This is a genomic window from Bradyrhizobium sp. 1200_D9_N1_1, from assembly GCF_052075915.1.
Lineage (GTDB): Bacteria > Pseudomonadota > Alphaproteobacteria > Rhizobiales > Xanthobacteraceae > Bradyrhizobium > Bradyrhizobium diazoefficiens.
Genome location: NZ_CP197226.1, coordinates 2,168,091 through 2,190,135, shown reverse-complemented (window position 1 = coordinate 2,190,135; position 22,045 = coordinate 2,168,091). Strand labels below are relative to the sequence as shown.

General features: G+C 66.1%; 23 protein-coding genes. 15 read left to right on the top strand and 8 right to left on the bottom strand.

What is annotated here, in order from left to right:
• Positions 1-88 precede the first annotated feature (88 nt).
• From msrA to AB5K84_RS10610, 4 genes are all read left to right on the top strand, one after another.
• Positions 89-793, top strand: coding sequence for a peptide-methionine (S)-S-oxide reductase MsrA (msrA, locus tag AB5K84_RS10625; protein ID WP_011089780.1), 705 nt, complete (start codon positions 89-91; stop codon positions 791-793).
• Between the two features lie 29 nt (positions 794-822).
• Positions 823-1,242: a peptide-methionine (R)-S-oxide reductase MsrB gene (msrB, locus tag AB5K84_RS10620; protein ID WP_011089781.1), complete on the top strand. Its 420-nt coding sequence runs from the start codon at positions 823-825 to the stop codon at positions 1,240-1,242.
• 108 nt (positions 1,243-1,350) lie between these two features.
• Entirely contained in the window at positions 1,351-1,515 is a 165-nt protein-coding gene (locus tag AB5K84_RS10615) for a DUF3309 family protein (RefSeq protein WP_053815155.1), read from the top strand.
• Positions 1,516-1,727: 212 nt separating this feature from the next.
• Positions 1,728-2,021 (top strand): hypothetical protein, encoded by a 294-nt coding sequence (locus tag AB5K84_RS10610; RefSeq protein ID WP_028173077.1) that lies wholly within the window; start codon positions 1,728-1,730, stop codon positions 2,019-2,021.
• 87 nt (positions 2,022-2,108) lie between these two features.
• Here AB5K84_RS10610 and AB5K84_RS10605 read toward each other — a convergent pair whose 3' ends face one another.
• Both AB5K84_RS10605 and AB5K84_RS10600 read right to left on the bottom strand, forming a co-directional pair.
• Complete coding sequence (locus tag AB5K84_RS10605; RefSeq protein WP_011089783.1) at positions 2,109-2,666, bottom strand: DUF4112 domain-containing protein; 558 nt, start codon at positions 2,664-2,666, stop codon at positions 2,109-2,111.
• Positions 2,667-2,728: 62 nt separating this feature from the next.
• Positions 2,729-3,154 carry a DUF5413 family protein gene (locus AB5K84_RS10600; RefSeq protein ID WP_011089784.1) on the bottom strand — a complete coding sequence of 142 codons (426 nt, stop codon included), beginning with the start codon at positions 3,152-3,154 and terminating at the stop codon, positions 2,729-2,731.
• A gap of 144 nt (positions 3,155-3,298) precedes the next feature.
• Here AB5K84_RS10600 and AB5K84_RS10595 point away from each other — a divergent pair, with 144 nt between their 5' ends.
• The 3 genes from AB5K84_RS10595 (at position 3,299) to AB5K84_RS10585 (ending at position 4,338) form a co-directional block, all read left to right on the top strand.
• The gene (locus AB5K84_RS10595; protein ID WP_028173075.1) at positions 3,299-3,541 is read left to right on the top strand and encodes a hypothetical protein; all 243 of its coding nucleotides are present in this window, start codon (positions 3,299-3,301) and stop codon (positions 3,539-3,541) included.
• Positions 3,542-3,579: 38 nt separating this feature from the next.
• Complete coding sequence (locus tag AB5K84_RS10590; RefSeq protein ID WP_028173074.1) at positions 3,580-3,804, top strand: hypothetical protein; 225 nt, start codon at positions 3,580-3,582, stop codon at positions 3,802-3,804.
• A gap of 258 nt (positions 3,805-4,062) precedes the next feature.
• On the top strand, positions 4,063-4,338 hold the full coding sequence (locus AB5K84_RS10585) for a hypothetical protein (protein WP_370139528.1): 276 nt from the start codon (positions 4,063-4,065) through the stop codon (positions 4,336-4,338).
• 159 nt (positions 4,339-4,497) lie between these two features.
• Here the strand turns inward: AB5K84_RS10585 and AB5K84_RS10580 are convergent, their stop codons facing one another.
• Both AB5K84_RS10580 and AB5K84_RS10575 read right to left on the bottom strand, forming a co-directional pair.
• On the bottom strand, positions 4,498-6,123 hold the full coding sequence (locus AB5K84_RS10580; RefSeq protein ID WP_011089788.1) for a hypothetical protein: 1,626 nt from the start codon (positions 6,121-6,123) through the stop codon (positions 4,498-4,500).
• 37 nt (positions 6,124-6,160) lie between these two features.
• Positions 6,161-7,453, bottom strand: a complete 1,293-nt coding sequence (locus AB5K84_RS10575) for an adenylosuccinate synthase (RefSeq protein ID WP_011089789.1) — start codon at positions 7,451-7,453, stop codon at positions 6,161-6,163.
• 361 nt (positions 7,454-7,814) lie between these two features.
• Between AB5K84_RS10575 and mgtA the strand changes: the two genes are divergently transcribed.
• The 3 genes from mgtA (at position 7,815) to AB5K84_RS10560 (ending at position 13,131) form a co-directional block, all read left to right on the top strand.
• Positions 7,815-10,313 (top strand): magnesium-translocating P-type ATPase, encoded by a 2,499-nt coding sequence (mgtA, locus tag AB5K84_RS10570; RefSeq protein ID WP_011089790.1) that lies wholly within the window; start codon positions 7,815-7,817, stop codon positions 10,311-10,313.
• Positions 10,314-10,480: 167 nt separating this feature from the next.
• Positions 10,481-12,043: a phytoene desaturase family protein gene (locus AB5K84_RS10565; RefSeq protein ID WP_441232392.1), complete on the top strand. Its 1,563-nt coding sequence runs from the start codon at positions 10,481-10,483 to the stop codon at positions 12,041-12,043.
• Between the two features lie 155 nt (positions 12,044-12,198).
• A complete protein-coding gene (locus AB5K84_RS10560) occupies positions 12,199-13,131 on the top strand; it encodes a DMT family transporter (protein WP_011089792.1) in 933 nt (310 codons plus the stop codon).
• Positions 13,132-13,166: 35 nt separating this feature from the next.
• On the opposite strand, the gene AB5K84_RS10555 is transcribed toward AB5K84_RS10560, so the two are convergent.
• Both AB5K84_RS10555 and AB5K84_RS10550 read right to left on the bottom strand, forming a co-directional pair.
• Entirely contained in the window at positions 13,167-13,571 is a 405-nt protein-coding gene (locus AB5K84_RS10555; protein ID WP_011089793.1) for a VOC family protein, read from the bottom strand.
• A gap of 123 nt (positions 13,572-13,694) precedes the next feature.
• Complete coding sequence (locus tag AB5K84_RS10550; protein WP_011089794.1) at positions 13,695-14,099, bottom strand: hypothetical protein; 405 nt, start codon at positions 14,097-14,099, stop codon at positions 13,695-13,697.
• A gap of 73 nt (positions 14,100-14,172) precedes the next feature.
• On the opposite strand from AB5K84_RS10550, the gene AB5K84_RS10545 reads away from it, so the two are divergent.
• The gene (locus AB5K84_RS10545) at positions 14,173-14,805 is read left to right on the top strand and encodes a TetR/AcrR family transcriptional regulator (protein WP_011089795.1); all 633 of its coding nucleotides are present in this window, start codon (positions 14,173-14,175) and stop codon (positions 14,803-14,805) included.
• A gap of 46 nt (positions 14,806-14,851) precedes the next feature.
• Here the strand turns inward: AB5K84_RS10545 and AB5K84_RS10540 are convergent, their stop codons facing one another.
• The gene (locus AB5K84_RS10540) at positions 14,852-15,241 is read right to left on the bottom strand and encodes a DUF1330 domain-containing protein (RefSeq protein WP_171463860.1); all 390 of its coding nucleotides are present in this window, start codon (positions 15,239-15,241) and stop codon (positions 14,852-14,854) included.
• A gap of 105 nt (positions 15,242-15,346) precedes the next feature.
• Here AB5K84_RS10540 and AB5K84_RS10535 point away from each other — a divergent pair, with 105 nt between their 5' ends.
• Together AB5K84_RS10535 and AB5K84_RS10530 are read left to right on the top strand one after the other, a co-directional pair.
• On the top strand, positions 15,347-16,282 hold the full coding sequence (locus AB5K84_RS10535) for a DMT family transporter (RefSeq protein WP_038965523.1): 936 nt from the start codon (positions 15,347-15,349) through the stop codon (positions 16,280-16,282).
• Between the two features lie 97 nt (positions 16,283-16,379).
• Complete coding sequence (locus AB5K84_RS10530) at positions 16,380-17,357, top strand: Bug family tripartite tricarboxylate transporter substrate binding protein (RefSeq protein ID WP_011089798.1); 978 nt, start codon at positions 16,380-16,382, stop codon at positions 17,355-17,357.
• A 179-nt stretch (positions 17,358-17,536) separates the two neighbouring features.
• Here AB5K84_RS10530 and AB5K84_RS10525 read toward each other — a convergent pair whose 3' ends face one another.
• On the bottom strand, positions 17,537-19,222 hold the full coding sequence (locus tag AB5K84_RS10525; RefSeq protein WP_011089799.1) for a methyl-accepting chemotaxis protein: 1,686 nt from the start codon (positions 19,220-19,222) through the stop codon (positions 17,537-17,539).
• A gap of 251 nt (positions 19,223-19,473) precedes the next feature.
• On the opposite strand from AB5K84_RS10525, the gene AB5K84_RS10520 reads away from it, so the two are divergent.
• Positions 19,474-20,517 (top strand): C-terminal binding protein, encoded by a 1,044-nt coding sequence (locus AB5K84_RS10520; RefSeq protein ID WP_038965522.1) that lies wholly within the window; start codon positions 19,474-19,476, stop codon positions 20,515-20,517.
• 84 nt (positions 20,518-20,601) lie between these two features.
• Complete coding sequence (locus tag AB5K84_RS10515; RefSeq protein WP_011089801.1) at positions 20,602-21,948, top strand: ABC transporter substrate-binding protein; 1,347 nt, start codon at positions 20,602-20,604, stop codon at positions 21,946-21,948.
• Positions 21,949-22,045 lie beyond the last annotated feature (97 nt).

Below are 22,045 nucleotides of genomic sequence, written 5' to 3'. Positions count from 1 at the left end.
ATCTCAAGTGACTGAAATGCCGCCGGGCAGGCTGTTCGCCCGGCGCCAACCGACCTAGAATATCCACCTTCCGGAAAGAGGATCCGCCATGCGCCGTCCCGCCCTCCTGTCCCTGCTGGCTGCTACGACCGCCCTGACGCTGGCCTTTGCCGTGCCGTCCCGGGCCGCCGAGGATGCGGTCGTGATCCCCGCCCCGACCATGGACGCGGCGCCGGCGAGCGGCATCCAGACCGCCGTGATCGCCGGCGGCTGCTTCTGGGGCGTGCAGGGCGTGTTCCAGCACACTGCGGGCGTCGTCAACGCGGTCTCCGGCTATGCCGGCGGCACCAAGGCGACCGCCGACTACCAGACTGTCTCGAGCGGCCGGACCGGCCACGCGGAATCGGTCGAGATCAAGTACGACCCGAAGAAGATCAGTTACGGAAAGATCCTCCAGATCTACTTCTCGGTGGCGCACGACCCAACCCAGCTCAACCGCCAGGGGCCAGACACCGGCACGCAATATCGCTCGGCGATCTTCACCACCTCCGAGGAGCAGAAGAAGGTGGCCGAGGCCTATATCGCCCAGCTCAACGGCGCCAAGGTGTTCAGCAAGCCGATCGTGACCAAGGTCGGCGCGCTGGAGGCGTTCTATCCGGCGGAAGCCTATCATCAGGACTATCTGACGCTGCATCCGAACCAGCCCTACATCGCCTATAACGACCTGCCCAAGGTCGAGAACCTGAAAAAGCTGTTCGCGGATAACTACATTGAGAAGCCGACGCTGGTGAATGCCAGCAAGGCCACCAACTGATCGCGAGATCACCAAGAAACGGGAGACCCATGCCCGACGCCAAGACGAAGACCACGGACGACAAAGTCATCAAGAGCGAAGAGCAGTGGCGGCGCGAACTGTCGCCGATCCAGTACGCGGTGCTGCGCGAGAAGGCGACCGAGCGTCCCTTCTCCGGCGAATATGAGCACGACCACCGTGCCGGCACCTATGTCTGCGCCGGCTGCGGCAACGTGCTGTTCGAGTCCGACGCCAAGTTCGATTCCGGCTGCGGCTGGCCGAGCTTCACCCAGCCCGCCGTCGAGAGCCATGTCGACGAGGAAAGGGACGTGAGCCACGGCATGATCCGCACCGAAGTGCTCTGCGCCAAGTGCAGCGGCCATCTCGGCCATGTCTTCCCCGACGGCCCCGGGCCGACGGGCCTGCGCTACTGCATCAACTCGGCGGCGCTGAAGCTCGAGCCGAAATAAACGTTGCGCGCCGTTGGGTTCCGTCATGGAACCCGGCGGCGCGATGTGCTTTTCTTCTCTGGCGGTGCGGCCGATCATCGCGATTTGGCGGCCGCCAGGGAGGATGCCATGTCGCTCGGGACCATCCTGATCATCCTGGTGATCATCTACCTGCTCGGCGGCCTGTCCGGCCGCGTCGGCGGTTACGGCTACGGCATGGGCCATTCCGGCATGGGGATCGGTGGCGTCGTGCTCGTGGTGCTGGTCGTGCTGTTGCTTCTTGGCAAACTATAAACCATCCAACTAATTGAAATTACTTGATTTATAGCCCTTGCGGGGCTGCCATGCGCGGATTCATCATCTCCCATCGCAGGGGTCGCAATTTTGTCAAAACGGCCTATATTAGAGGGCGAAAATGACATGTGCGGCGGGCCCACGCGATTGGCCTCCGCCCTCCCAAACCCCACGCGCTTAAAGCCCCAGAGAAGATCACGAGGTCTTTGACCATGCGTCCACTGCGTCCGTTCAACTTCAACACTTCCGCCGAGCTCTTCCCCGCCGCGATCCGCAAGAAGAAGCGTGCCGGCTTCACCTATCGCCGGTTCGGCACCGCGGCCGAAGCCGTGCAGTTCGCGATGGAGCAGTTGCCGACGGATTCGCTGAACGGCGCCTATCTCCAGGTCGAGGAAGCGCGCTTCGACCAGAATGGCATCCGCTCGCTCTATGAGAGCGAAGCTTTCCCGCTGCCCCGTCGCCGCAAGCCCGAACCGGCTGCCGAGGCCGACGCCGACGCGGCGTAAGTTTTTTCGCCAAGCCCGATCTGCGCAGAAGGCGCGATGGCCGAAAGGCTATCGCGCTTTTGCGTTTTGGAAGCGCAGAGCGTGGATTCAGATCCGCGGCTGCTTGTCGAGCCAGCGGCGGAGCAGGCGCATATTGCGCATGTTGGCGCGGAACATGACGTCGAAGGCGTCGCCCGCAAGCGGCACCATGCCGACCACGCCGTCGACCGCGACATTGCCGAGCATGCGCGCCGTGAGGTACCAGGGCGCGCCCAGCGCGCGCGCCTCGCGCACCAGCCACAGCGAGATCGCGGTGGTGATGATGTCGCCGACGACGGGGATCAGTCCGATCAGGCCGTCGATGCCGTAGCGGATGTTGGTGCCGGGCAGGATGAAGGCGACGTCGAGCAGCTTGGCGATCGCCTCGAGCCGCGCGATGCGCTGCTCGCGCGTCAGGTTGCCGAACGGATTGCCTCCCAGCGGTTGGCCCTGACCGAACTCAAAACGAAACTCGCGAAATCCCCGCTCCAGCGTCTCGGGCCGGATCTCGCGGCCGTCCTGGTCGATGATCGGCCCGCGTGGTTCCGTGCCTGAGAAGGTGGCGCGCGAACGGCTCCCGGAACGGGATTTGCGCGGAGCAAGAATATCGTCGTCGGACATGGTCATAGCCCAGGGGAAACTCGCGAGCGCGGCGGAGGTTGCTGCACCGCGCGCGAACGTCGCGCGGGTCAGGTCGGCGCCGCCGCCGCTTGCGGCTCCTCGACATATCTATGCACGAGCCAGGAGGAAAGCACCGACGGCACGAAGCCGACCAAGCCGTACAGGATGAACTGAACCGCACCCGAATCCGGCCCGCGCGAGCTGTAGGTCAGCGAGGCCAGGACGAAAGCGAACAGGCCGACCAGCAGCATCCGCAGCACCGGGCCGACCCGGCGGATGTGGAGCAGGATGTCATCGACCGCGCCGATCATCAGCGACGGCAGGAAGCCGAACAGATAGCTGTATTGCAGGGTCTTGAAGAACACTGCGAACAGCTTGCCGACCTCGCCAAGATTGGTCTGGGTCCAGTAACCGGACTGGTAGGTCGTCGTCAGCAGCAGCAGGAACCCGCCGACAAACGGCCCGACCAGCGCAAACACCAGATAGCGTTTCATCAAAGACCCTCACACTTTGGCCCTGTTATAGCAGCGCCTCGGGAACCTTGAATAGCGGGCGCCGACTCCTCCCCCGGGGGAACAAGTGGCAAGGCGACGAGTTCAGACAGGACCTGAATGACCCCTCTCGGACCGGAGCCGCCGATGTCCCGCAAATTTCTTCTGGCGACGATCACGCTTGCAACCCTCGGTGGCCTGTCGAGCGCGCCGGCTCTCGCGCAAGGCCACATGGGCACACCGCAGGAGCAGAACGCCTGCTCGCGCGATGCCTCGCGGCTGTGCCGCAAGGACCTCGGCAATGACGGCGCGGTGCAGAGCTGCCTGCAGGCCAACCGGGCCAAGCTGTCGAAGTCGTGCAGCAAGGTGTTCGCCAGTCACGGCATGTGAAGATCGGAAACAGTCCCTGCGAACGGAGAGGTGAAGCCATGCTGCGCGACGAACAGCTCTCGATCCTCAGGGACATCAGTCAATCCATTGCCTTTGCCGACGACCGGCAAGGCAAGATGGGACAGTTGATCGCCGACGGCTACGTGATGAAGGACGGCGATCTGTTCGAGCTCACGGCGAAGGGCGTCACCGCCGTCGAGGAACACGCCGCCGCACTCGGCGAGAGCGACGCCACAAGCACGCCATCCTATCGCCTCATCTGACGCAACGCGTCGCTTTCTGCGTGACGTGCGCGCAACAATTGCGAATTCGTTCGCGCGGACCATTGCAGCCATACGACAATGGCGCATACTTGGCTCGGGCGGCGCAGCACTTTTCGATTCGAACATCACGAGAGATCGAGCAACCACATGCGGGATGAGGTTCCCGGCGTGATGGCTGAGACATGCGGCAGGTCAAGCCGCGTGAGGCGCCCCAAAACCAAGCGGCTCAAGCCCACGGAACTCGGGGACACATTCAGCATGACACGCAACCGGACCATCGCAACTCTCTTCGCCCTCGCCACCACCGCTGTCGCATTCCAGACATCGCCCGGCTTCGCCTTCTCGTCCGAAGCGCAGCAGATGTGCTCGGGCGATGCGATGCGGCTGTGCTCCAGTGAAATTCCCGACATCCCGCGGATCACCGCGTGCATGGTGCGGAACAAGGCGCAGGTCAGTCCCGGCTGCCGCGCCGTGATGGACCGCGAGCACGCCGCCGCCGCGGCATCGCGCAAGCGGGAAGCGGCCGCGCAGTAGTCATCCATCCAGGATGTCATTCCGGGGCGGTGCGCAGCACCGAACTATGATGCGCAATTGCGCATCTGAGAATCCATTTCTCTACGTCACGTGCTGTGCAATGGATTCCGGGTTCGCGCTTCGCGCGCCCCGGAATGACGGAGGTCGTCCAGGCTTCGCTTAGTCGCCCCACTGCGCGAACGCGTCGTTGAAGGCGCGCTCGCCGGGGGCGCCCTTCTCGATCGCGATGATGGCGCGGCGCTGGTTGGCGTAGACCAGGGGCACGTCGAACCAGGAACGCTCCTTCAGGAGCTGGACGTTGCGGGCGCGGTCGGCGTCGACGTTGGACAGGCCGACCAGGAAGAAGCCGTCGGTGACCTTGACCGCGAGCCCTGCGAGCGGCGTGCCGCGCGCCTGCTCGTTCGACTTCATCAGGATGCCCGGCACGTTGGAGACGCTGCCGCCCGGGAAATCCTGCGGCAGGATGAAGGTCAATTCCGCGGTGTGGCTCGCCGGCAGCGAGGAGTCGGTGTTGCGGCGGAACGACATCGTCATCTTGAACTTGCGGTCGGGAATCTCGATGTCGGCGCGCACGGCGACGTCGGCCTTCTGGTTGCCCGACGCCTTGATCGGCTCGAGCCGCCACACCACCGAGCCGACATATTGCTTGCCCTTCGGATCGGACGGATCCTCGTCATAGAGCACGACCTTCTGCGCCACCGGCGCGACCGGCTGGTCGCTGGCCGAGGGCTGGCCGACGCGATCGGGGATCTTCGGCTTGCTCTGCGGCTGGGACGCATCCTTCGGCGCCTCCACCACCTGGGTCGGCGAGGACTTGAACAGGCCGCTCACGGTCTGGAGCAGCGGCTTGCCCCAGAGAATGCCGGCGCCGACCAGGATCAACACGATGCCGACGGCGATCGCACTCTTGAACGGGAAGACGGAGCGCGCGCGCTTGGGCTTTTTGGCGTCGCGGTCGAGGACGGGGATGTGCGGGCGCCCCGACGGCTGCCGCGGCGCATAGCGCTCGGCCTCCTCGACCGACTCGTCATAGGAATAGGGCGCATCGCCCTCGCCGGCGCGGTTCTCCAGGCTCGGCTCCAGCCGGTCGAATTCCGGCGAGGGCGAGGGCACGTTGGCGTAGGTGCGGCGCGCGGCGCGATTGGCCTGCGCGGCGGCGCCGCCGAGATCGTTGACGTCGGCGGTGATGTCGCGGAAGCCGCGCACGCCAGGTGCGGGCGGCAGCGGCGGCGGAGGTCCGATGTCCGGCGGACGGCGCCCACCCGCGCGCTCGCGTCCGGCAGGCGGCGGGACCGGCGGCTCGGGCGGCGGCGGCGCCGGCGGACCGGGCTGGCGCGGCGCATCGAAACGGGGCGCGCGCGGCGGACGCTGGGCCTCGCCCTGGTCATCGACGTTGAAGGACGGGCGGTCGGCGCGCGGCGGCGGTGGTGCCGGACGGGCGCGCGGCGGAGCAGCCGGTGGGGCTGCGGCCGGGTTGCCTTCGGTGGCACGGGTGCTGGCGCGGCGGAAGGCATCGCCGCTGCCGCTGCTGCGGGTGCCGCCACCACCGGGGCGCGAGGCCTCGCGGGCACGCTGGGCGGCCTCCGATTCGACCTTGCGGACAGCCTCTTCCAGCGACAGCCGTTCGCGGGTGATCTCGGATTCGGAGAGCGGCGGCTGCACGCTGCGCAGCTGTGCGATCAGCGCCGTGCGCGCCCGCTCATAGAGCGCGCGACGGCTTTCGCCGGGAGCGTTGGGATCCAAGGCGGCAATAGCGCGGGCGATCAGCGGATAGTAATCAGCCATTTCTACTCAACTATACGCGCGTCCCGGTAAGAGATCGTTAAGCCTCAAACGGATTTTGCACCAGGATAGTATCTTCGCGTTCGGGGCTGGTGGAAAGCAGCGCGACCGGGCACCCCACCAATTCCTCGATCCGGCGGACATATTTGATGGCCTGGGCCGGCAGATCGGCCCAGGACCGTGCACTGGCGGTCGGCTCCTTCCAGCCCTCGATGGTCTCGTAGATCGGCTCGACCCGGGCCTGGGCGCCCTCGCCGGCCGGGAAGTGGTCGATCTCCTTGCCGTCAAGCTTGTAGCCGGTGCAGACCTCGATCGAGTCGAAGCCGTCGAGGATGTCGAGCTTGGTCAGCGCGAGGCCATTGATGCCGCAGGTGCGGACCGCCTGGCGGACCAGCACGGCGTCGAACCAGCCGCAGCGGCGGGGCCGCCCGGTATTGGTTCCGAACTCACGGCCGCGCTCGCCGATCTTGCGGCCGATCTCGTTGTCCTGCTCGGTCGGGAACGGGCCCTGGCCGACGCGGGTCGTATAGGCCTTGCACAGGCCGAGCACGTAGCCGACCGCGCCGGGGCCGAGGCCCGAGCCGGTCGCAGCCTGCGCCGCCACCGTGTTGGACGAGGTGACGTAGGGGTAGGTGCCGTGGTCGACGTCGAGCAGCGCGCCTTGCGCACCCTCGAACAGCATGCGCTTGCCTTCGCGGCGCTTGATGTCGAGCAGCCGCCACACCGTCTCGGCATATGGCAGCAGCTGCGGCGCCAGCGCGGTCAATTCCTTCAGGATATCCTTGCCGTCGAACTCCGGCAGATTGAGGCCGCGGCGCAAGGCGTTGTGGTGAGCCAGCAGCCGGTCGATCTTGTGCGGCAGCGTGTCGAGGTCGGCGAGGTCCATCAGGCGGATGGCGCGGCGGCCGACCTTGTCTTCATAGGCCGGTCCAATGCCGCGGCGCGTGGTGCCGATCGCGGTCGCCGCATTGGCGGATTCGCGGTGCGCGTCGAGCTCGCGGTGCAGCGGCAGGATCAGGGTGACGTTCTCGGCCACGCGCAGATTTTCCGGGGAGACAGCGACGCCCTGCGCGCGCAGCTTGGTGACCTCGTCGAGGAAGGCCGCGGGATCGAACACCACGCCGTTGCCGATCACCGACAGCTTGTGTTCGCGCAGCACGCCCGAGGGCAGCAGCGCGAGCTTGTAGGTCTTGCCGTTGATCACCAGCGTGTGGCCGGCGTTATGGCCGCCCTGGAAACGGACGACGATGTCCGCCTGCTCCGACAACCAGTCGACGATCTTGCCCTTCCCTTCGTCGCCCCACTGGGCGCCGACGACGACAACATTGGCCATTCGCGGGTAATCCCTATTCAATCTGTCTCTAGGAGGCATGATCCTCGCGGAAAACCGGTGCCCACTTTTCCGGGATCATGCCTGCGCCAAGCCCTCTCCGCGGCCCAAGGCCGCTCGCACGCAAGGCAGCCAACCGGATAAAGGAAGCGGCCTCTCTAGGCAAGCAAGAACGGGGCTTTTTCGAGGTCGGAAAGGCACTCCAAGCCTTTGATATAACCTTAAAATCCTGAAAGATTCGCGGCCCCGCGACAGCGGAATTGACACGCATCAACCGTTCCGGCCCGCGAATGCGCCAAGGGATGGCTGTCACCTCCGCCGCTTACCCTTCCCGGGCCCCCGAGACCGCCATGCCGGATATGCCGTGACCAAGCCACCGAACAACCAGGCGAGCCAATTCTGGCGCCTGCCGACGGATGCGCTCTGCACCCGGCTCGGCTGCTCCTTGCAGGGCCTGACTGCGACCGAGGCCGCCGAACGCCTCGGCCGTTTCGGGCCGAACAGCGACGCGCCGCCGCGCATCGAGGGGGCGGCGCGTGCAGTCCTGCGCCGGCTGCTGGAGCCGCTGTCGCTGATCCTGCTGGTCGCCGGCATCGTCTCGATGCTGACCGGCGACGACGTCGGCGGGCTCATCATCGTGCTGATTCTCGCGGGCTCGATCGGGCTCGACACCATCCAGGAGGGCCACGCGGTCCGCGCCGCCGAGATCCTCCGCCGTTCGGTGGCGCTCAAGGCCGAGGTCAGGCGCGACGGCGCCTTCTGCGAGATCGACGTCGACCACGTCGTTCCGGGCGACCTCCTGCGTGTCCGCGCCGGCGACATCATCCCGGCGGATGGGTTGATCCTGGAGAGTACCGCCTTCACGGCCGGGGAAGCCGCGCTCACCGGCGAGCCCTATCCGGTGCAGAAGCGCGCCGGCGCCGCCACCGACCCCGACGACACCTCGAACGCACTGTTCCGCGGCGCCGTGGCGCAGACGGGCGAGGCGATCGCGCTCGTCGTCAGGACCGGCCGCGACACCGTGTTCGGCGCGGCCGCCTCCGCGCTCGCCGAGACGCAGGCCCCCTCCCCGTTCGAGCGCGATTTGCGCGAGTTCGGCCTCGTGATCGCGCGGGCCACGCTCGCGCTGGTGCTGGTCGTGCTCACCGTCCGCGTCGTGTTCGGCCGGCCAGTGCTCGATTCGCTGCTGTTCGCGGTCGCGCTCGCGGTCGGGCTGACGCCGGAGCTGCTGCCGATGATCACTACGGTGACGCTGTCGCGCGGCGCACTTCGGATGGCCGGCCGCAAGGTGATCGTGAAGCGGCTGGCCGCGATCCACGACCTCGGGGCCATGACGGTCCTGTGCACCGACAAGACCGGCACGCTGACATCGGCCGAGATCACGCTCGCCCGGAGCCTCGACGCCGAGGGCAAGGACAACGCCCGCGCCGCGCAGCTCGGCGCCATCGCGGCATCGCTCGGCGGCGATCGCGGCTCGCTCGATGCCGCGCTCGTCGCCGGCCGGCCGGACGCCGCACAGGGCTGGACCTTGGCCGGACGGCAGGCCTTCGACTTCTCGCGCCGGCTGGGATCGGTGCTCGCGACCGGCCCCGAAGGCACGCTGCTCATCGTCAAGGGCGCGCCGGAAGCCGTGCTCGCATTGTGCACGATGGACGAGCGCGCGCGCACGGCTGCGCTGGCGCGCGTGCGTGAGCTCGCGAGCGAGGGCCTGCGCACCGTGGCGATCGCCTCGCGGGCGTGGAGCGGCGTGCTGCGCGAGGTCGAGACGGAGGACGAGACCGATCTCGCCTTCGAGGGCTTTTGCGCCTTCGCCGATCCGCCGAAGCCGACGGCCGCGGCCGCAATCGCGCAGCTCGCGGCGCGCGGCGTGGGCCTGAAGATCCTCTCGGGCGACGACCCCGTGGTGGTGAAGCGGCTCGCGAGCCTGGTCGGACTGAACCCCGAGCGCGTACTGTCGGGGACCGACGTTGCGGCGCTCAGCGACGCGGCGCTCGCCGTGCAGGTGCGCTCCACGGACGCGTTCGGCCGCCTCGCGCCGGACCAGAAGTCGCGCATCGTGAGGGCGCTTCAGGCGGGCGGCGAAGTGGTCGGCTTCCTCGGCGACGGCATCAACGACGCACCGGCCCTGAAGGTCGCCGACGTCGGATTGTCGGTCGACGGCGCGACCGGTGTGGCGCAGGCCGCCGCCGACATGATCCTGCTGGCTTCGGATCTCGAGGTCGTCGCCGACGGCGTCGCGGAAGGACGGCGCACCTTCGCCAACATCCTCAAATATGTCCGCATGGGCGCAAGCTCGAATTTCGGCAACATGCTGTCGATGGCGATCGCCTCGATGGTGCTGCCGTTCCTGCCGATGCTGCCGACGCAGATCCTGCTCAACAACCTGCTGTACGATCTCTCGGAGCTCGGCATTCCCTTCGACCGGGTCTCGGCGCAGGCAACGGCGCAGCCGCAGGTGTGGAGCATGTCGAACCTGGCGCGCTTCGCCGCGATCATGGGACCGCTGTCGTCGGTGTTCGACTTCCTGACCTTCGGCGCCCTCATCATGCTGTTTCACGCATCGCCCGGCGAGTTCCGCACCGCCTGGTTCATCGAATCTATGGCGACGCAGATCCTGGTGATCTTCGTCATCCGCACCAACGGCCGACCGTGGCGCAATTGGCCCGATCCAGTGCTGTCGGCCTCGTCGCTGATCGCCTTGCTGGTCGCGATGGTCGTGCCGTTCACCCCGGTCGGCACCTGGTTCGGCTTTGTCGCGCCGCCGCCGTTGATGATGGCCGGCATCGCGCTGCTCGTCGTCGTCTATCTCGCCTGCGCCGAGCTGCTGAAGCCCTTCGCGATCCGCAGCAAACGCAAGCGATAGAGATTTGTGACCGCGATATTTCAGATCATTTCGGACCCGCACAAATTTCCACCGACAGCGATTGACGCAGGTCAATCGCGCCCCCTGCTGCGCGCTCCTAGTATGGAACCGTGAGCCATGGAGGCGGACCAGGCGTCTGCCTCAATGTTGCAGCGAGGTCACCCGAGATGTCACGCAGCTTTGACGCCATCACCATCGGATCGGGGCTCGGCGGCCTGACCGCGGCGGCCCTGCTCGCCCGCGCAGGCCACGAGGTTCTGGTACTCGAGCGCAACCAGAATTTCGGGGGAGCGGCCACGGTCTATCGTCACGGCCAGCTCGCGATCGAGGCCTCGCTGCACGAGATCGACGGCCTGGACGCCTCCGATCCCAAGCTTCCGATCCTGCGCGCGCTCGGCATCGATCGCGATCTGCCCTTCGTGGATGTCGGCGCGCTGCACGAGGTGCGGAGCCCTCTGTTCGAGCGCCCCTTCGTGATGCCGCACGGCCTCGAAGCCGCCTCGGCCGCGGCGAAGGCGCAGTTTCCGGCGCACGCCAAGGGCATCGCCCAATATTTCGAGCGCATCGACGCCGTCCGGCAGGCGGTGGCGCTGATGAGCGAGCATCAGGACGACCGCGACTGGTGGCTCTGGAACGCGCCGACATTGCCGTGGTGCCTGTGGCCGCTGATCCGCGACCGGCACGCGACCTTGAGCGAAGTGCTCACCCGCCTGTTCGGTGACAGCGAGGCGATCAAGCTCGCGCTTGCCTCCAACCTCAGCTACTACACCGACGATCCCGACACGATGCCTTTCATCCAGTTTGCGATTCCGCAGGCCTCCTATCTCGTCGGCGGCGGACACTATGTCCGCGGCGGGTCGCAGGCGCTCAGCGATCGCCTGATCGCGATCATTCGCGACGCGGGCGGTGCGGTAGAGGCGGGACGCGAGGTCGAGACCATTCTGGTCGACGGCGCCCGCGCCCGCGGCGTGCGTCATCGCGCGACGAGGGCCGATGATGTGCGCGAGGAGCTGGCGCCGATTCTGCTCGGCAACGCGGCGCCCTCCGTGCTGGCCTCGATGCTGCCGCAGGACAAGCGCGCCGCGTTCCTGTCGCGCTACGAAGACCGGCAACCATCGATCTCACTTTGGAGCATAGCGATCGGTCTCAGCCGGCCGTCCGACGATTTCGGCGTCAGGCACTATTCGACCAGCGTGCTGCCGGGGTGGTTGACTAAACTCTCCGGTTTCCGCGAGGCCGGCGCACTGCTGGGCGAGGATCCACCGGCACGTCTCCCCCCCTACGGCTTCGTCGCCTACGATCAGATCGATACGGGCCTGAACGAGAGACCGCCTTATCTCGGCGCGCTCGTCGGCGTCGACCGGCTCGCGAACTGGACCGGTCTGTCCGCCGAAGCAAAGCGCTCCCGCAAGGAGCGTTGGATGGATCTCGTCATTGCCGATCTCGACCGGAATTATCCCGGAATCGCCGGCGCGATCACGCAGCGCGAGATGTCGACGTCCGAAACCTTCGCGCATTACCTCAACACGCCCGGCGGCGCGATCTACGGCTTCGCACCGCAAACGCGCGGATTCAAGCCAATGCCGGCGACCGCCATCAACGGCCTTTATCTCGCCTCGGCGTTCACGGGCGGCGGCGGCTTTACCGGCGCGATTCTCGGCGGAGGTTGGGCCGCACGGGCAGCGATGCACCCGAATGCGGGGCCAAGCGGCGCACAGGCGGCTTCCTGAAGTTTCGCCGTTCCGCGCGGCGCATGATGGCGATGCATCTGCGCCATTGATATCAGGCATATTTCCGTGTCTTTGGACGGTGCCGGGCCATGAGCCGGCCCGGACATCGCCGGGCCGGGGGCTTCGGCGCATGACGCGGGGCCATAACAATCACGATGTCCGCCACCGGCCAGACCACGAGCACCGAAACATCCGGTCACAACTGGGTCGCGAACCAGCCTTACCTGCTGCTCAGCATCACCGCGTTGTGCTGGGCCGGCAACGCCATCGTCGGGCGGCTTGCCGCCGGCCACATCCCGCCGGTGACGCTGTCGTTCCTGCGCTGGTCCTTCGCGTTCCTCCTGGTGCTGCCGTTCGCCTGGAAACATCTCGCACAGGACTGGCCGGCGATCCGCGGCAAGCTCGGCCTGATGGTGACGCTCTCGATCACCGGCATCGGCGCCTTCAACACCCTGCAATACTGGGCGCTGGAGCACACCCAGGCGCTCAACACGCTGCTGCTCCAGTCGGCCGCGCCGCTGCTCGTGGCGCTGTGGTCGCTGGCGATCCTCGGCATCAGGCTCACCGCGGCGCAGGCCTTCGGCGTACTGCTGTCGATGTGCGGCGTGCTGACCATCCTGCTGCATGGCGATTTCACCACGCTGTCGAACATCGAGTTCAACAAGGGCGACCTCATCTTCCTCCTCGCGCTGCTGATCTTCGCGCTCTATTCGGTGCTGAGCCTGAAGCGGCCGGCGATGCACGGCCTGTCGTTCCTCGCCTTCACCTTCGGCGCCGGCGCCGCCTGCCTCATTCCGCTGGAGATCTGGGAATTGTCCGCGCGGCCCGTGATGAAGTTCGACGCGCCGAACCTGCTGACCCTGTTCTATGTCGCGGTCTTCCCCTCCACCCTCGCCTATCTCTGCTTCAATCGCGGGGTGCGCCTGATCGGCGCCAACCGCGCCGCGCCGTTCTTCCACGTCGTGCCGGTGTTCGGTTCGATCATGGCGATGGTTTTCCTGGGCGAACGCCCGCAGGCGTTCCACTTCATCGGTTTCGCGCTGGTGCTGTCGGGCGTGTTCGCGGCGTCAAGGAAGCAGGCGAGCTAGCCCGCCTTGTCAGCTCGCCGCGCAGCGTTCTGCGGTCAGGTGCTCGCTGATGGGTTCATCCATACGATTTCCCAAACATAGCCGTCCGGATCTTCGATGTGGCGGTTATACATGAAGCCGAGATCCTGTGCCGGGTTGGGATCGGCGCGACCACCCGCCGCCACCGCGCGAGTCAGCGTTGCATCGACGGCGTCGCGGTCATCGACCGTGAGGGCGATCAAGACCTGACTGTCGCGGCGCGGGTCACCAATCGGGCGTTTGGTGAATTGGCGATAGTGGTCGTGGGTCAGCAGCATCACGCCAATCGCGTCCGTGACCATGAGCGAGGTCGAACTCTCGCCCGAGAACTGAGGGTTCACCGTACCGCCGAGCGCCACATAGAACGCCGTCGATGCGGCGAGATCGCGCACGGGCAGGTTCAGCAGAATCATCCTGGACATTGCTTTTCCTTCTTCAGCGGCGGGATGCCGCGCTATTGCAAAGTTCTGCTTGCGAGAGTGCCTGCCGGCCTCGGGGCCGTTGTGGCGCCTCGCCGTCGGCTGTTACCGTGGATGAACGAGCCCCTAGATGTAGCGCGCCGCGCCCATGCAGAGGGCGGTGATGGCGAGCAGAGCGGCGGCCACGCGCTGGGCGGTCGCGATGCGCGAACGCACATTGGTCGCCTCGCTCGTGCCACGACGCAAGCTCAGCAGCGCACGAGGACCGGTTGCGGCCTGAACGCCGGCTGCGATCAGCGCGCAAACCGCACCAAGCGCGAGCACTTGCTCGGCCGCGCCAAAACTGCCGGAATGAACGAGATGCCCGAGATAGCCGCCGGTGAGAATCGCAATCATCGCCGCGCCGAGTTGCGGACCGACGAGCTGCTCGCCCCCGGCTGCTCCGGTTCGCGCCAGCGCAAAGCTTGATCCGGCCCAGAACACGGACGACAACACATGAAGCGACAGTGCGATTACGAGGGCAGTCTGCATGGCAAGCTCCAAACCGGCTTCTAAATTGGATATACATTATGTATAATCAATACGTCAAGACAATGGCAGGGCGATGCCGAAGCGCAGCTATGTGAGCTCGGTCCGCGCCTCCGCGGCCGCGGAGACGCGCGAACGCATCATCGCGGCCGGCGCGCGCCTGCTGCGCAAGGATGCGAGCATCGCGAACTTCTCGCTCGACGTGGTGGCGAAGGCGGCCGGCGTCACGCGGCTGACCGTCTACAACCAGTTCGGATCCCGGCGCGGACTGCTGGAGGCCGTGTTCGACGACATCGCACGGCAGGGCGGGCTGTTCGAACTGGCCGACGTGATGGCGCTGCCGGATCCACGCGCCGCGCTCGATCGCGTCGTCGCGATCTTCTGCACCTTCTGGGCGCACGACCCCGCGATCGGCGGCCTCAACCAGGCGATCGCAACCGATCCCGAATTCGGCAATGCGCTGGTCGCGCGCAACGAACGGCGGCGTGAGCTTGTGACGGGACTGGTGACACGCATCACCGAGAGCCGTGCCGCAAAGCGGGCCATGCAGGATGCCGTCGACCTGATCTTCGTACTGACGAGCTATCCGACCTTCGCGGCGCTGAGCCCGCAACGGTCGACGGAGGAGGTCTGCCGCCTGTTGCAGACGGCGTGCCACGCCGCTGTGGATGCGTCGATGGCGGATGCGCGCGCGGAGCGGAAGAAATAGGCCGGCGGCTCTGCCTTCGCGAAAGGCTAACACGCAAGAGCGCGCGCTACTTCATCTTGAACTTGCTGTACGCCTCGCTCGTCGCGATGATGACGTGCTCGGCGCAGCCGTTGACGCGGTGGGGGTCGGCTTCACGCTCGTAGGCCTCCGACGTCATCATGTCGAGAAAGGCTGCGACGGTGGGGTAGTGGACCAGCGCGACGAAATCCCAGTCATTGCCCGGTTGCGGGCCGAGCGCGACCGCCTTGGCCTCGCCGGTCCAGAGCAGTGTGCCGCCGCGTGCTTTGATCATGGGAACGGTGATCGCGCTGTAGCGCAAATAGGCGTCCCAGCCCGAACCGTCACCGTCGCGCGAGCGCGCGTGGAAGCGCATCAGGTTCAGCATCACCACCGGCGCATGCCGGTCGAGCCCTTCCAGGCCCTTGATGTTCAACATATTGACCGCCAACGGCACCTCCTCAGGTCATGCGTGCATTGTAGCATTGCGGCGGCGTGACTTGTGTCGCGACGGCAATCCGGCGCAAGGTTGTATCTGACCCCAATGACGACCGCTTCGCCCGCGCCACCAGCCTCGAATCCGGCCAGTTGGCTCAACAACCAGCCCTATCTGCTGCTCAGCCTGAGCTCGTTGTTCTGGGCCGGCAACATCGTGCTCGCGCGCCATGTCGGCGCGCATGTGCCGCCGCTGACGGTGACCACGATCCGCTGGTTCGGCGTGTTCCTCATCCTGCTGCCGTTCGCCTGGCCGCATCTGAAGCGCGACTGGCCGGCTCTGCGCAAGAGCCTGCCCCTGATGCTGTTCCTGTCGCTGGTGGGTTTTGCCTTCAACAACGCGATCTCGTACTGGGCGCTGCAATACACGGAAGCGCTGAACGCGCTGCTGATCCAGTCGGCCGGACCGCTGTTCGTCGCGCTGTGGTCGCTGGCGCTGTTCGGCGTGCGGCTGACGGCTGCGCAGCTCGCCGGCATCGCGATCTCGCTTCTCGGCGTGCTGACCATCATCCTGCGCGGCGATCTCTCCGCCCTTGCCAGCATCAGCTTCAACAGGGGCGACATCATGTTCGCGTCCTCGCTGGTGGCATTCGGACTCTACTCCGCCTTCATCCCGCGCCGGCCGAAGGTCCATCAGCTCTCCTTCCTGTCCTTCACGACCTGCTGTGGCGCGATCATGCTGCTGCCCACCGCCGTCTGGGAGGCCTGGAGCGGCAACGTCATGCAATTCGATGGGGTGACGCTGGCAACGTTCGGCTACATCCTGATCTTCCCCTCGACGCTCGCCTATCTCTTCTTCAACCGCGGCGTGGCGCTGATCGGACCGAACCGGGCCGCGCCGTTCTTCCATCTGGTGCCGGTGTTCGGCTCGGCGATGGCGATCCTGCTGCTCGGCGAAAAGCTCCAGCCGTTTCACCTGATCGGCTACGCGCTGGTGCTCGCCGGCGTCGTCATCGCCTCGCGCCAGGGCGCGGCGGTGAAATAATTCCGCAACGCGGAGGCAAGGCAACAAACTCGAGCCTTCCGATTCCAACAAAGAGAAGCTAGGTTCCCCGCCAACGAAAAAGAGGGAACGACCAGACATGCTTTCAGCGTTGATTCGAAACCTGCGCACCATCGGCACGGCCGCGCTCTGCCTCGCCGCCTCGACCGCCGCAGAGGCCGACAATTACCCCAGCCGCAACATCACGCTGGTGCTGCCGTTCGCCGCCGGCAGCGGCACCGACACCACGACCCGGCTGATCTCGCAGCATCTGTCGCAGGCGCTGGGCGTCGGCATCGTGATCGAGAACAAGGCGGGCGCCAACGGCATGATCGCGGCAACTTTTGTCGCGCGCGCCGCCCCCGACGGCTACACGCTGCTGGTGACGACCAACACGACGCATTCGGCCAATCCCTACCTGCTCAAGAGCCTCACTTACGATCCGGTCAAGGATTTCACCCCGATCGCGCGCACCGGCGATTTGCCCTTCATGCTGGTCATTCACCCCGAGGTGCCGGCCAAGACCGTCGGCGAGCTGGTCGCCTACGGCAAGGCCAATCCGGGCAAGCTGAGCTACGCTTCGGGCTCGTCGTCGGCGATCGTGTCGGGGGCGACGTTCGCGCACAATGCCGGGCTCGACCTGCTGCACGTGCCCTACAAGAGCTCGCCGCCGGCGCTCAACGACGTCATGGGCGGCCGCGTCTCGATGATGTTCGTGGACATCCTGACCGGCCTGCCGCACGTCAACGGCAACGCGCTGCGCGCGCTCGCCGTCACCACCAAGGACCGCTCTCCGCTGGTGCCGAACCTGCCCTCGATGCAGGAGGCCGGCGTGCCGGACTTCGACATCTCCTCGTGGCAGGGCTATTTCGGTCCGGCCGGCATGCCGAAGGAGATCGTGACGCGGCTCAACGCCGAGATCAGGAAGATCGTCGAGAAGCCGGAGATCAAGGCGCAACTCGCCACCCTCGGCATGGATGCCTTCTCGGGCACGCCGGAACAGCTCGGCACCTTCGTGAACGAGCAGCTGGTGCTGTGGGAAAAGCTGATCCGGGAAGCGGGGATCGAGAAGCAGTAGGCGCTGTCATTCCGGGGCGCGCGAAGCGCGAACCCGGAATCTCGAGATTCTCGGGTGCGCAATTGCGCACCAGAGTTCGATGCTTCGCATCGCCCCGGAATGACTGTCCCAAGAACGTGGATGCCCGGGACAAGCCCGGGCATGACGTCGGAGTTGATGGTAGCGCTGGTGCGTTGAGCTTACGCCGCGCGCACCTTGGCGAGGAAGCCGTCCACCGCGCTGCGTAGCGCGCCGGACTGGCTGTCCAGCTCGCGGGCGTTGGTGAGCACGTCGGTGGCGGCGGTGCCGGTCGCTTCCGCGGCCGAGGTGACGCTGCCGATATTCGCGTTGATCTCGCTCGAGCCGGCGGCGACCGACTGGATGTTGCGGGCGATCTCGCGGGTCGCCTCGCCCTGCTGCTCGATCGAGGCGGAAATGCCCGCCGTGATCTCGCTCATCTCGGCAATCGTCTGGGTGATGCCGCCGATCGCCGCGACCGCATCGCTGGTCGAGGTCTGCATCGCCGCGACCTGGGCGGAGATTTCCTCGGTGGCCTTCGCGGTCTGGTTGGCGAGCGCCTTGACCTCGGAGGCGACGACGGCGAAGCCGCGGCCGGACTCGCCGGCGCGGGCCGCCTCGATGGTGGCGTTGAGCGCGAGCAGGTTGGTCTGCGCCGCGATCGAATGAATGAGCTTGACCACCTCGCCGATCTTCTCCGCGCCGGTGGAGAGCTCCTGCACCGTGGCGTTGGTGCGCTCGGCGTCGTTGACCGCCCGGCTCGCCACTTCGGTCGAACGCGTCACCTGGCGGGAGATTTCCGCAACCGAGCTCGACAGCTCTTCTGCGGCGGCGGCAACCGTGCCGACATTGCCCGAGGCCTTCTGCGAGGCCGCGCCGACGGTCGCCGCGCGCGACGAGGCATTGCTCGCGGTCGCCGTCATCGACTGCGCCGTGCTCTGCATGCCGGCCGCGGCCGAGGAGACCGAGCGGACGATACCGTTGACGCTGCGTTCGAAGTCGTTGGCGATCTCTTCCATCGCGCTGCGACGATCCGCCGCGGCGCGTTCCTTGGCGTCCGCCTCGGTCTTCTCGAGATCACGAATACGGACCGCATTGTCCTTGAAGATCTGAACGGTCGAGGCCATTGCGCCGACCTCGTCGCCGCGGCCGACGCCGGGAATGTCACCCTCGAGCTTGCCGTCGGCGAGATCCTCCATGCGCATGCCGAGCAGCGCCAGCGGACGGCTGATGCTGCGGCCGATCATCCAGGCGACGCTGCCGGCGACGATGACGATGCCAAGCATGGCGAGGCCGAGCACCCAATAGACCGGGCCCATCTTGGCGTCGATATCGTCGAGATAGGCCCCGGTGCCGAGATACATGTCGAAGCCGGGCACCGCGACGGCGTAGCCGAGCTTGCGGATGGGCTTCTCCTGGCCGGGCTTCACATATTCATAATACAGCAGGATCGAACCATTGGCCTTGACGCCATCCATCAGCTCGACGGACAGCCTGCGGCCGTTGGTCACCACATCCATGCGGTTGGCGCCGATCTGCTTCGGATCGGGGGCAAGCTGCGTGATGCCGTCATAGGACGTGCCGAACAGGTAGCCCGCACCGTTGTCGTAGGTCATCGCATTGCCGTAGCGGCGAAGCTCGGCCATGGCCGCGTCCTTCGTCATCTCGCCGGCATCGACGCGCTTCTTCAGCGCAGCGGCGTAGTTGCGCCCCAACTCGACGATCGCCTTGGCCTGGTCGATGCGCGCATTCACCATCTCCTGCTTCATCAGGTAGCCGGCGAGAACTCCGGAAATGCACAGGCCGAACAGGGTAACACCGACAAGGATGCCAAGCTTGGGGGCGATCTTCAGATTGCTCAACTTCACGATGGGCTCCTCGGGTGACGCGGGCTCGCGCAGACCTTTTTATTTGAATCAACTTTTAGTGTGTGACCCCTTAGCAAGTTACTTACGTGCCTCCGTAGAAGCCCTGACGATGCCGCGAAAACCGGCAAATAATGGTCAAGCCGGCAACCGGCGATTGTACGCACGCACCCCGATTTCGCGTAAAAGACGCAAAGGCCCGCCGAGAAGGCCGGGCCGCAACAAGAACCGACAAACCAAATCGGGAGCAGGAAATGCCGAAATACAGGGTGGTGACGCCGAAGGGCGCGAGCTTCACGGTCGCGGGCAGCGATTATTCCTACGAGCGCGAGGCGCTCGATCCGATCGACGCCGAGATCATCGAAGCCCCGGCCAACGAGGCCGAGTTCATTGCCGCCGCGAAAAACGCCGACGCCATCTATGCCAAGGGCATCCCGATCACCAAGTCGATCATCGACGCACTGGAGAGCTGCAAGGTCATCACGCTCGGCTCGGTCGGCGTGGACAGCGTCGACGTGAAGGCCGCCACCGCGCGCGGCATTCCCGTCACCAACATCCCCGACACCTTCATCGAGGAGGTCGCCGACCACGCCATGATGCTGCTGCTCGCCGGCTTCCGCCGCCTGGTCGAGCAGGACAGGATGGTGCGCAGCGGCCGCTGGGCCGAGGGCCGGCCGGCGTTGCTGAAGATCCCGCGGCTGATGGGCCAGACGCTCGGCTTCATCTCGTTCGGACGCGTCGCGCGAGCGGTTGCCAAGCGCGCCGCGCCTTTCGGCCTGCGCATGATGGCCTACGACCCCTTCATCCAGGAAACGCTGATGTACGACCACGGCGTCATCCCCGCGACGCTGAACGAGGTGCTGTCGCAATCCGACTTCGTATCGATGCACGCGCCCGCGCGGCCCGAAGTGCACCACATGCTGACCGAGAAGCACTTCCGGCAGATGAAGAAGGGCTCGATCTTCATCAACACCGGTCGCGGCGCCACGGTGGACGAGGAGAGCCTGATCAAGGCGCTGCAGGAGGGCTGGATCGCGCACGCCGCCCTCGACGTGCTGGAGAAGGAGCCGCCCTCGCACAACAATCCCATCCTCAGCATGGAGAACGTGACCCTGACCGCCCATGTCGCCTCGGCCTCGGCACGGTTCGACGAGGCACGCAAGCGCCGCGTGGGCTACGAATTGTCACTGGTGCTTCAGGGCATGTGGCCGGTAAGCTGCGTCAATCCGTCGGTACTGCAAAGCACCGCGCTCCGCCGCTGGCAGCCCGTCAGCATGGATCGCGGACCGAACAGCTAGGCGGCCGGCCGCACGACGCGCCGGAAACCGGAAGACCCTTCACCGGCGATCAACGCCGGGAAGGGAGACAACAGGGAGGAACTGATGAGGAACGACCTTACACGTCGTGACGCCTTGGCGCTGGGCCTGTCCGCTGCGACGTTCGCGGCAACCGGTGCTGCGGCGCAAACACCGCCATCACAGATCAAGGCCGCCGATGTGCCGGCCCCCAAGCTCGCGATCGAGAAGGGCGCGAGCCTGCGCATGCTGCGGCCGGTGCGGTTCGTCCAGGCCGACGAGGACGTGTTTCGCGCCAATGCGGCCAAGTTCACCAAGGAGACCGGGGTCGAGGTCAAGGTCGACTTCGTCGGCTGGGAGGACATCAACCAGCAGACCGCGGTGACGGCCAATTCCGGTGCCGGCCCCGACATCATCATCGGCTTCTCCGATGCTCCGCACATCTACATCGACAAGCTGATCGAGCTGACCGACGTCGCCGACTATGTCGGCAAGCGTTACGGCGGCTGGCTGCCGCTGGCGCAGCGCTACGGCAAGAGGAACAAGAGCGACGCCTGGATCGGACTGCCGTTCGGCGCCACCGCGGGTCCGCTGATCTACCGCAAGTCGATCCTGCAATCGGTCGGCTTCGACAAGGTGCCGGAGGACCACGCCGGCATCGTCGACCTCTGCCAGAAGCTGCAGAAGGCCGGCAAGCCGGCCGGCTTCGCGCTCGGCAACGCCAAGGGCGACGGCAACGGTTTTGCGAACTGGGCACTGTGGTCACACAACGCCGCCCTGCTCGACGAAGAGGGTAACGTCACCATCAACAGCAAGGAGACGATTGCCGCGCTGAACTGGGTCAAGCAGCTCTACCCGACCTTCATCGCCGGCACGACCTCGTGGAACGACGTCAGCAACAACCGCGCCTACTCCTCGCAGGAGATCGCGCTGACCGCCAACGGCGTCTCGCTGTACTTCTCGCTGAAGAACGATCCGGCGACCAAGGCGATCGCCGACGACAGCGAGCATCAGTTGCTGCCGAAGGGCGTCGCCAAGATCTCGCCGATGGCGGGCCTGACGTTGAACGCCATGGTGTTCAAGCACAGCCAGTATCCCAACGCCGCAAAGGCCTTCCTGCAATACATGCTGGAAAAGGACCAGTACGAGCCGTGGCTCAATGCCAACTCCGGCTACTGGGCCCAGCCGCTGGCCGCCTATGCCGATGCCGCCGTGTGGTCGCAGGACCCCAAGGTGAAGCTGTTCAAGGACACCATGAACAGCACCTATTATGACGGCTACAGGGGCCCGATCTCGACGGCGACCGGCGCCGTCAGCGCCGACTACGTGCTGATTCAGATGTGCGCGTCGGTCGCGACCGGCGCTGCCACGCCGGAAGCCGCAGCCGCGGAAGCCGAACAGCGCTGCAAGCGGTACTTCCGGCGGCAGAAGTAACGGCCGGCGGCGCGGCCGTCATTGCGAGCGAAGCGAAGCAATCCGGAGCGTGTCCGCGGAGGCAGTCTGGATTGCTTCGTCGCTACAGCGCAAAATT